Consider the following 8,503-nt stretch of genomic DNA (forward strand, 5'->3'; position numbering starts at 1 on the left):
GCTCACGCGGCGTCGGGCCCACCACGCCGAGATGCGTGTCCGCGAGCGAGAAGTTCGGGACGCGAGCGCGCCGGCGTCCTCGCCCGGCTGGCGGCCGGCGAGATCGATCTCCTGGTCGGCACGCACGCCCTGTTCCAGGAGGACGTCGTGTTCCGCGACCTCGCGCTGGCGGTCGTCGACGAGCAGCACAAGTTCGGCGTCCGGCAGCGGCTCGCCCTCGCCTCCAAGGGTGTCGCGGTGGACGTGCTGGTGATGACCGCCACCCCCATCCCGCGCACCCTGGTGCTGACGGCGTTCGGCGACATGGATCACTCCGCGCTCGACGAGAAGCCGCCCGGGCGCGCGCCGATCGACACCCGGCTCGTCAGCCTGGACAGGCTGGACGAGACGGTCGACGCGATCGGCCGCGCCATGGCGAAGGGCGCGCGGGTGTACTGGGTGTGCCCCCTGGTCGAGCAGTCCGAGACGCTCGACGTCGCCGCCGCGGAAGACCGCTTCGCGTCCCTTGCGGAAGCCTTTCCGGGCAAGGTCGGGCTCGTGCACGGCAAGATGAAGGGGACCGAGAAGGATGCCGCGGTCGCGCGCTTCGTCTCGGGCGAGACGCCGCTGCTGGTGGCCACCACGGTGATCGAAGTCGGCGTCAACGTGCCGGAGGCGACCGTCATGGTCATCGAGCACGCCGAGCGGTTCGGCCTCGCCCAGCTCCACCAGCTGCGCGGCCGCGTCGGGCGAGGCGCCGGCCGCTCCACCTGCCTGCTGCTCTGGAAAGGCCCGCTTGGCGAGACCGCGAAGGCCAGGCTCGAGACGCTGCGCGACACCGAGGACGGTTTCGTGATCGCCGAGAAGGACCTGGAGCTCCGTGGCGAAGGCGAGGTGCTGGGGTCGCGCCAGAGCGGCGCGCCGGGCTTTCGTCTCGCCCGCATGGAGGTTCATGGCGAACTGGTGCGCACCGCGCACCAGGACGCCGCGCTGTTCCTCGCGCGCGATCCTGCCCTAACGAGCTCGCGCGGGCAGGCTCTCAGGCTGCTCCTGCAGCTGTTCGAGCGCGACGCGGCCGTGCGCCTGCTGCGGGCGGGCTAGACGTCAGCGGCGCCAGCGGCAGGTCCAGCGCGCCACGTACCAGCCCGGCGGCGCCGCGAGGTCATTGATGTCCTCGACGATTGCGCAGCCATTGATGGCGGCGGACTGGCGGTGGTGGACCATGCAGGCCGCAGGCTCCGCCTGCAGGCACACCGCGACGATGAGTTCGGCTATTCCCACGCCGACGCTCCTTGCTCGAACGTCCCCGAGCAAGGAGCCAAGCAATCATTGCGCCTGATCGTTCCCGCTCACCGCATGGCGGCTGCGCGTCAGTGGAATGTCACTCCGCGGCGAGCGACGAGCCGTCGATGCGCTGAGGAGGCTCGGCGAGCTGCGCCGCCGGCGTCTCGCGCGGCTGAATGATGCCCATGGACATGATCAGCTTGAAGGCCTCGTCGGTGGTGACCCCGATCTCGGTCACCTTGGAGGCCTCCATCATCACCAGGTAGCCGGTGGTCGGGTTCGGGGTGCAGGGCACGAACACGCAGACGTGGTCGGTCGACGGAAGGCCGGCCGCCAGCGCGCCGCGCGCCGGCTCGGTGATGAAGCAGAGAGACCACAGGCCGGGTCCCGGCCATTCGATCAGGCCGACGCGGCGGAAGCTCGTGCCGTCCTGCTTGAAGACCGTTTCGAAGATCTGCTTCACGCCCTTGTACAGGCTGCGCACGATCGGCATCCGGTTGAGCACCTGCTCGCCCGACTGGACGACGGCGCGCCCAACCAGGTTCGCGGTCAGGAATCCGAGGATCGTGAGCCCGATCACCGCCGCTAGCACGCCGACGCCCGGCACCGCCACGGGAAGGTAGCTGTTCGGGTTCCATGCCTGAGGGATCAACGGCTTCACCCAGCCGTCGATCATCCCGATGAGCCAAAGGGTCAGCCAGATGGTGATCGCCACCGGCCCGGCCACCACCAAGCCGGTCAGGAAGTATGTCCGCAATCGAGCCAGAGGGCTTGGCACCGGCCCAGGCGGCGGAAGTGCTCCCAGAGGACTTGAGACGGGTTCCGTCATCGCGGCTGGCTGCCTCCGTTGTTCGCACGTCCACTCGCCGTCGAGGCGCCGCGACGCACAATAAGCGATATCATCTGGGGCGGCGACAGGACGATAGGAGGGGCCACGGCGTGACGGCCTCGGAGCGGACCAGCAAACAGGGCGCCCGGGCGCGCGTGGCGCGTTGGGCCTGGCTAGCGCTTGGCGTCGCGCTCACCGGTCTCGGAGTCGTGGGGCTGATCCTGCCGCTGATGCCTGGGACCGTGTTCCTGATCCTGGCTGCGGCCTGCTTCACCCGCTCGTCGCCGCGCCTGGAGCGCTGGCTGCTGGAGCATCCGAGGTTCGGGCCGACGGTGGTCGCCTGGCGGCGGAACGGGGTCATCCCGCTCAGGGCGAAGATCCTGGCCTTCGCCGGGATGGGCTTCTCGCTCGCGGTGGTCAGCGTGTCGGACGCGCCCCCGATCGCGATCATCTCGACCGCGGCGCTGATCGCGGCCGGCGCCCTGTATGTGGGGACGAGGCCGTCGCGCCCGAAGGCGGAAAAACCCCCGCAGCGCCTCACTCCACCGTGACGGACTTCGCCAGGTTCCTCGGCTGATCGACGTCGGTGCCCATGAACACCGCCGTGTGATAGGCCAGTAGCTGCACCGGGATGGCGTAGATCAACGGGCTGACGAAGGCGTAGGAGTCGGGCACCACGATGGTCGCGAGCGTGTCGCCGGCGTGGGCGGCGCCTTCCCTGTCGGTGATCAGCACGATCCTTCCGCCGCGCGCCGCTACCTCCTGCATGTTCGAGGCGGTCTTCTCGAACAGCGCGTCGTAGGGCGCGAGCACGACCACGGGCACGTTCTCGTCGACGAGCGCGATGGGCCCGTGCTTGAGCTCGCCGGCGGCATAGCCCTCGGCGTGGATGTAGGAGATTTCCTTGAGCTTCAGCGCGCCCTCGAGCGCGATGGGGTAGCTCGTCCCGCGGCCGAGATAGAGCACGTCCAGCGCCTTCGAGAAGGTCTGCGCGAGCTTCTCGATCTGCGGCTCGAGACGCAGCGTCTCCGCCATCAGCCTCGGCAGCTCGATCAGCGCCGCCACAAGCTTGGCTTCATCCTCCTCCGACAGCACATTCCGGTCGCGGCCCGCCTTGATCGCGAGCGCCGCCAGCACCGCGAGCTGGCAGGTGAACGCCTTGGTGGAGGCGACCCCGACCTCGACGCCGGCGACGGTCGGAAACACGACGTCCGCCTCCCGGGCGATCGTCGAGGTCGGCACGTTGACGACCGCGCCGATCTTCATGCCTTGGGCGCGGCAATGGCGGAGCGTCGCGAGCGTGTCGGCCGTCTCGCCGGACTGCGAGATCATCAGCGCCAGGCCGCCCGGGGTGAGCGGCGGCTCGCGGTAGCGAAACTCCGAGGCGATGTCGATGTCGACCGGGAGCCGCGCGAATCTCTCGAACCAGTAGCGGGCGACGAGGCCGGCGTAATAGGCGGTGCCGCAGGCCGAGATCGCCAGCCGGTCGAGGCCGGAGAAGTCGAAATCGCCGCCCGCCGGCAGCCGCACCCGGCCCGAGGTCATGTCGATGAACCGGACCAGCGTGTGGCCGACCACCTCCGGCTGCTCCGCGATCTCCTTCGACATGAAGTGGCGATGAGCGCCCTTGTCGACGATCACCGAGGCGACCGACGACCGCACCGTCTCGCGCTCGACCAGCGCCCCCGCCTCGTCGAAGATCTCGACGCTGTCGCGCGTCAGCGCCACCCAGTCGCCGTCCTCCAGATAGGTGATCTCGTCGGTGAACGGCGCGAGCGCCACCGCGTCGGAGCCGAGATAGACCTCGCCGTCGCCATGGCCGAGCGCGAGCGGGCTGCCGCGCCGGGCGCCGATCAGAAGGTCGTCCTCCCCGGCGAACAGGAAGGCGAGCGCGAAGGCCCCGCGCAGCCGCTTCAGCGCCTGCTGGACGGCGAGCCGCGGGGTCGCTCCGGCGGCGAGCGCGTGGCTCACCAGGTGAGCGACCACCTCGGTGTCGGTCTGGCTCGTGAAGGCCGCGCCCTGCGACGTCAGCTCGTCGCGGAGCTCGCGGAAATTCTCGATGATGCCGTTATGGACGACCGCGACGGTCTCGGTCGCGTGCGGATGCGCGTTGGCCTCGGTCGGCGCGCCATGCGTCGCCCACCGCGTGTGGCCGATCCCCGAACGACCGGCCAGCGGCGCCGCGGCGAGCGCCGCCTCCAGGTTTCGCAGCTTGCCCTCGGCCCTGCGCCGGACGATGCGGCCATTGTCGAGGGTCGCCACGCCGGCTGAGTCGTAGCCGCGATACTCGAGCCGCTTCAGCCCCTCGACGAGCTGCGGGGCCACGGTGTCACGCGCCAGAATGCCAACGATGCCGCACATGCCGCTCAGCTCTCCAGATCGTCCCGCCGCACGCAGATAGCACGCGAGTGCTTAGCGCCGGCTGAAGGAGCGTCGTGAAAACAAGGCGAAACGAGGGCTAGGCGTCGCGCCGGACCTTGAAGGCCTGTCGCAGCTTTGCGGCGCGGCCCGGCTTGGTGACCTGGCGCGACCGGGCGATCGCAAGCGCGTCGGCGGGCACGTCGTCGGTCACCACGCTGCCGGTGCCCACATAGGCGCCGTCGCCGATCGTGACGGGTGCCACCAGCGAGGAGTTGGTGCCGATGAAGGCGTCCGCGCCGATCGTGGTGCGGTGCTTAGCGACGCCGTCATAGTTGCAGGTGATCGTGCCGGCGCCGAGATTGGCGCGCGCTCCGACCGAAGCGTCGCCCACATAGGTGAGGTGATTGAGCTTGGCGCCTTCGCCGACCTCCGCGTTCTTGACCTCGACGAAGTTGCCGACGCGTGCGCCGGCCGCGAGCCGCGTTCCGGGCCGCAGCCGCGCGAAGGGACCCACGGAAACGCCGGCCCCGACCTCCGCGCCGTCAAGATGGCTGAAGGCGTGGATCACCGACCCGTCCGCGACCGTCACGCCCGGGGCGAACACCACGTTCGGCTCCACGATCACGTCGCGTCCGAGTCTGGTGTCGTGTGAGAAGAACACGGTCTCGGGCGCGATCAACGTCGCGCCGCCGTCCATCGCTGCCGCCCTCAGCCTGCTCTGAAAGGCGGCCTCGACCTCTGCGAGCTGGGCGCGCGTGTTGACGCCGCGAACCTCCGCCTCGGAGGCGGCTTCCGCGGCGACCGCGAGGCCCCGCATCACCGCCACCTCGACGACGTCGGTGAGGTAGAACTCGCGTTTGGCGTTGTCGTCGCCGATCCGCTCGAGCAGCTCGAGCGCGCAAGCGCCCGAGATCGCGATCAGACCGGCGTTCGAGAGCTTGATCGCCCGCTCTTCCTCTGTCGCGTCCCGCTCCTCGCGGATGGCGACGAGGTTCGGACCATCGGATATCAGCCGGCCGTAGCCGGTCGGATCGTCGGCCTCGAAGCCCAGCACCACCACCGAGGCGCCATGCGCCAGCGGCGCCCGCAGGCGGCGCAGGGTCTCGGGCCGCACGAGCGGCGTGTCGCCATAGACGACCAATACGTCGTCGAAGCCTTCCGCGATCGCCTCGCGGGCCGTCAGCACGGCGTGGGCGGTCCCTCGCCGCTCCGTCTGGACGAAGACGCGCGCTCCCGGCGCCGTACGGACGGCTTCCTGCGCCACGTCCTCACGGCCGGGCCCGACCACGACCGCGAGAGCGTCCGATCCGGCTTCCGCCGCCGCGGCGAGCACGTGGGCCACGAGCGTGCGGCCCGCCGCCTTGTGGAGGACCTTGGGCAGATCCGACCGCATTCGCGTGCCTTCTCCGGCGGCGAGCACGATGGTCAGGCAGCGGCGATGCGGATCAGACGCGGTCATTACAAACTCGAAGAGGCGGCGGCGGCGAACCGTCGGAGGCAGGAGCGAGAGCGACAGTGGCGTCTCGCGGCGGCGCCTGCAACTCCCGACCCTGCGCGGCGCGCCGGCCAGAGCCCCGACTCAGCTATTGTGGCGCCGCGTAACCGGTGCGCAGGAGCCGCCCGCTTGGACTACCGCCATTATGACGAGCGGGCCCACTCAGAAGAGGGGCTGTCGCCAGCGTCGCCCGCCGTGATCTGGGGCGCGCTCATGGTCGTCGCGATAGCGGCCGCGAGCGTGACCGCGTGGACCGCCGGCGGCGCGCCGGCCGAGCGGCTGATCGCAGCGGACGGATCGCAGGAGTTGCGGCGCAGCGTGCGCGAACTGACCGCCCAGCGTGACGAACTGGCGGAGCGGGTGGCGCGGCTGGAGCGCGGCCTCGGCGAACTCAAGCTGGCCGCCGTCGCCGTCGCCGGCGGCACGCCGGAAGTGACCGGCTCGATCCGCCGTCCAGCGGCCCCGGATGAAAGGGGCCAACAGTTCGCCGTTTCGCTGGGGCCCGACGCCTCGATAGATGCGGTGCGCCGCCGCTGGGGAGCGCTTGCCGCCCGCTACCCCCAGGCGCTGTCCAAGCTGACCCCGCGAGCGCTCCGCCAGGACGGCGGGTCGCTGGTCGACCTCGTCGCCGGCCCGTTCGCAAGCCGCGCTGAGGCCGATCAGGCTTGCGCGACCCTTGCAGATCAGGGCTTCGCCTGCGATACGACGATCTTCGGCGGAGAGCCGCTGATGCGGCCCTGAACGTCCGGGCGATCGCGCAGCTGGGGGCGGCGTCGCGCGCTCGCTCAACACTGGATTTGCCGTGGGAGCGCAACATCATCCGTCTTCCGTCCTGCCCCTTTCTCCGGGCCTCGCCGCTTGATGCGGCAGGCCTTGCGCTAAGCCGATGAACCGTAGGGAATTTTGCGCCGGCGTCTCGGTCGCCGCTCTGATGACGGGGGTCGCCCGCGCGCAGGAGGCCGCCCCCGGCCCCGCGCCTGCGCCCTCCCCGCCGGATCTCTACGCCGACGGCGCCCCGTTCAGCCGCGAGGCCCTTGAGGAGCACGCGCGCCTGCTCGCCACGCGCGGCTTCGAGGCTCCGCGATCGCTGCTGCCGGACGGCTACGCCGAACTGCCGCTCGACGTCTTCCGGACGATCAAGATGCTGCCCGACCGCGCTCCCTGGGCGAGCGAGAACCGGGGCTTCACCCTCGATCTCCTGCCAGGCGGCTTCATCTTCCGGTCTCCCGTCCGCATCGCGACGGTCGACGACGGGCAGGTCCGGATGCTGCCGGACGAGCCTTCCTGGTTCGACTTCGGAAAGGCGCCGAAGCCTCCGGCGGACAAGCCTTTTCCGTTCTCCGGCTTCAGCGCCCGGGCGCCGATCGACCGGCCTGAGGAGTTCCGCGATTTCGCGACCTTCCAGGGCGCCACGATCTTCCGCGCGCTGGCGCGCGGACAGATCTTCGGCACCTCCGCCCGCGGGCTGGCGATCGACACCGGCGAACCGAACGGCGAGGAGTTCCCGCTGTTCCGGGCCTTCTGGATCGAGCGCCCGAACCCCGGCGCGCCCAGCGTCGTGGCGCACGCGCTGCTCGACAGCCGGCGGCTGACCGGCGCCTACCGGTTCACGCTGCGGCCCGGCGAGATCACCGTGGTCGACGTCGAGTTGACGCTGTTCCCGCGCGAGGCGCTCGGGCATGTCGGCATCGGCCCGATGACGTCCATGTTCCTGTTCGGCCCGAACGACCGCGCCGGCGTGGACGACGTGCGGGGCCAGGTCCACCGGGCCGACGGGCTGCAGATCTGGAACGGCGCGGGCGAGTGGGTCTGGCGTCCCCTGAACAACCCGGGCGATCTCCAGATCAGCGTATTCCTGGACAAGAACCCGCGCGGCTTCGGCTTGCTGCAGCGCCAGCGCGGCTTCCCGGCCTACAACGATCTCGGCCGCCGCTACGACCGGATGCCGAGCGTCTGGGTCGAGCCGATCGGCGATTGGGGCGAAGGCCAGTTCCAGCTCATCGAGATCCCGACCGACACCGACATCAACGAGAACATCGTCGCCTACTGGCGGCCGAAGGCGTCGCTCGAGCCGGGCGCGCGCGTCTCGATGGCCTACCGCATGCACTGGTGCTGGACGCCGCCGGACCGCCCGGCCGGAGCGATCGTCCATGGCACCTCGACGGGCAGCGCCGGAGGCAGGCGTCGCCGCTTCGTGGTGGACTTCGCCGGCGAGGCCGTGGCCGATCCGGCGCGCGCCGCGACGATCCGGCCCAATGTCTCCACCTCCGCAGGCAAGGTGATCGAGCCGTCCGGCCGCCCCAATCCGGAGATAAAGGGCTACCGCGTGACGTTCGACCTTGACCCCGCCGGCGAGGAGCTTTGCGAATTGCGGATGGTGCTTGAGGCCGACGGAGGCCCGATCAGCGAGACCTGGCTCTATCGATGGACCGCGTGATCGAGGAGCGGGGGACGACGCGCGCCGCGGGCGCCAACACGCCCGAGGAGGCCTCGACGTCTGGATCATCGACGCGCTCCGGCACACGCCGCATCCGAGCCATTTCTCGGTCAGCGAT

At 70.5% G+C, this 8,503-nt stretch carries 8 protein-coding genes; 4 read left to right on the forward strand and 4 right to left on the reverse strand.

Features of this window, described 5'->3' with window-relative positions:
• The coding region (locus tag ACIKT0_RS09090; protein WP_407105037.1) for an ATP-dependent DNA helicase RecG at positions 1-1,080 on the forward strand (1,080 nt) is incomplete at its 5' end.
• Positions 1,081-1,083: 3 nt separating this feature from the next.
• Here the strand turns inward: ACIKT0_RS09090 and ACIKT0_RS09095 are convergent.
• Both ACIKT0_RS09095 and ACIKT0_RS09100 read right to left on the reverse strand, forming a co-directional pair.
• The gene (locus ACIKT0_RS09095) at positions 1,084-1,260 is read right to left on the reverse strand and encodes a hypothetical protein (RefSeq protein ID WP_407105038.1); all 177 of its coding nucleotides are present in this window, start codon (positions 1,258-1,260) and stop codon (positions 1,084-1,086) included.
• 100 nt (positions 1,261-1,360) lie between these two features.
• The gene (locus ACIKT0_RS09100) at positions 1,361-2,020 is read right to left on the reverse strand and encodes a DUF502 domain-containing protein (RefSeq protein ID WP_407105039.1); all 660 of its coding nucleotides are present in this window, start codon (positions 2,018-2,020) and stop codon (positions 1,361-1,363) included.
• A gap of 182 nt (positions 2,021-2,202) precedes the next feature.
• Between ACIKT0_RS09100 and ACIKT0_RS09105 the strand changes: the two genes are divergently transcribed.
• Positions 2,203-2,643 carry a YbaN family protein gene (locus tag ACIKT0_RS09105; RefSeq protein ID WP_407105040.1) on the forward strand — a complete coding sequence of 147 codons (441 nt, stop codon included), beginning with the start codon at positions 2,203-2,205 and terminating at the stop codon, positions 2,641-2,643.
• On the opposite strand, the gene glmS is transcribed toward ACIKT0_RS09105, so the two are convergent.
• Together glmS and glmU are read right to left on the reverse strand one after the other, a co-directional pair.
• On the reverse strand, positions 2,630-4,453 hold the full coding sequence (glmS, locus tag ACIKT0_RS09110; protein ID WP_407105041.1) for a glutamine--fructose-6-phosphate transaminase (isomerizing): 1,824 nt from the start codon (positions 4,451-4,453) through the stop codon (positions 2,630-2,632). The genes ACIKT0_RS09105 and glmS overlap by 14 nt on opposite strands.
• 97 nt (positions 4,454-4,550) lie before the next feature.
• A complete protein-coding gene (gene glmU, locus ACIKT0_RS09115; RefSeq protein WP_407105042.1) occupies positions 4,551-5,912 on the reverse strand; it encodes a bifunctional UDP-N-acetylglucosamine diphosphorylase/glucosamine-1-phosphate N-acetyltransferase GlmU in 1,362 nt (453 codons plus the stop codon).
• 165 nt (positions 5,913-6,077) lie between these two features.
• Here glmU and ACIKT0_RS09120 point away from each other — a divergent pair, with 165 nt between their 5' ends.
• Together ACIKT0_RS09120 and ACIKT0_RS09125 are read left to right on the forward strand one after the other, a co-directional pair.
• The gene (locus tag ACIKT0_RS09120; RefSeq protein ID WP_407105044.1) at positions 6,078-6,689 is read left to right on the forward strand and encodes an SPOR domain-containing protein; all 612 of its coding nucleotides are present in this window, start codon (positions 6,078-6,080) and stop codon (positions 6,687-6,689) included.
• Between the two features lie 145 nt (positions 6,690-6,834).
• Positions 6,835-8,385, forward strand: coding sequence for an OpgD/OpgG family glucan biosynthesis protein (locus ACIKT0_RS09125; RefSeq protein WP_407105046.1), 1,551 nt, complete (start codon positions 6,835-6,837; stop codon positions 8,383-8,385).
• Positions 8,386-8,503: the final 118 nt, after the last annotated feature.

The organism is Hansschlegelia beijingensis (genome assembly GCF_045505405.1).
GTDB lineage: Bacteria > Pseudomonadota > Alphaproteobacteria > Rhizobiales > Methylopilaceae > Methylopila > Methylopila beijingensis_A.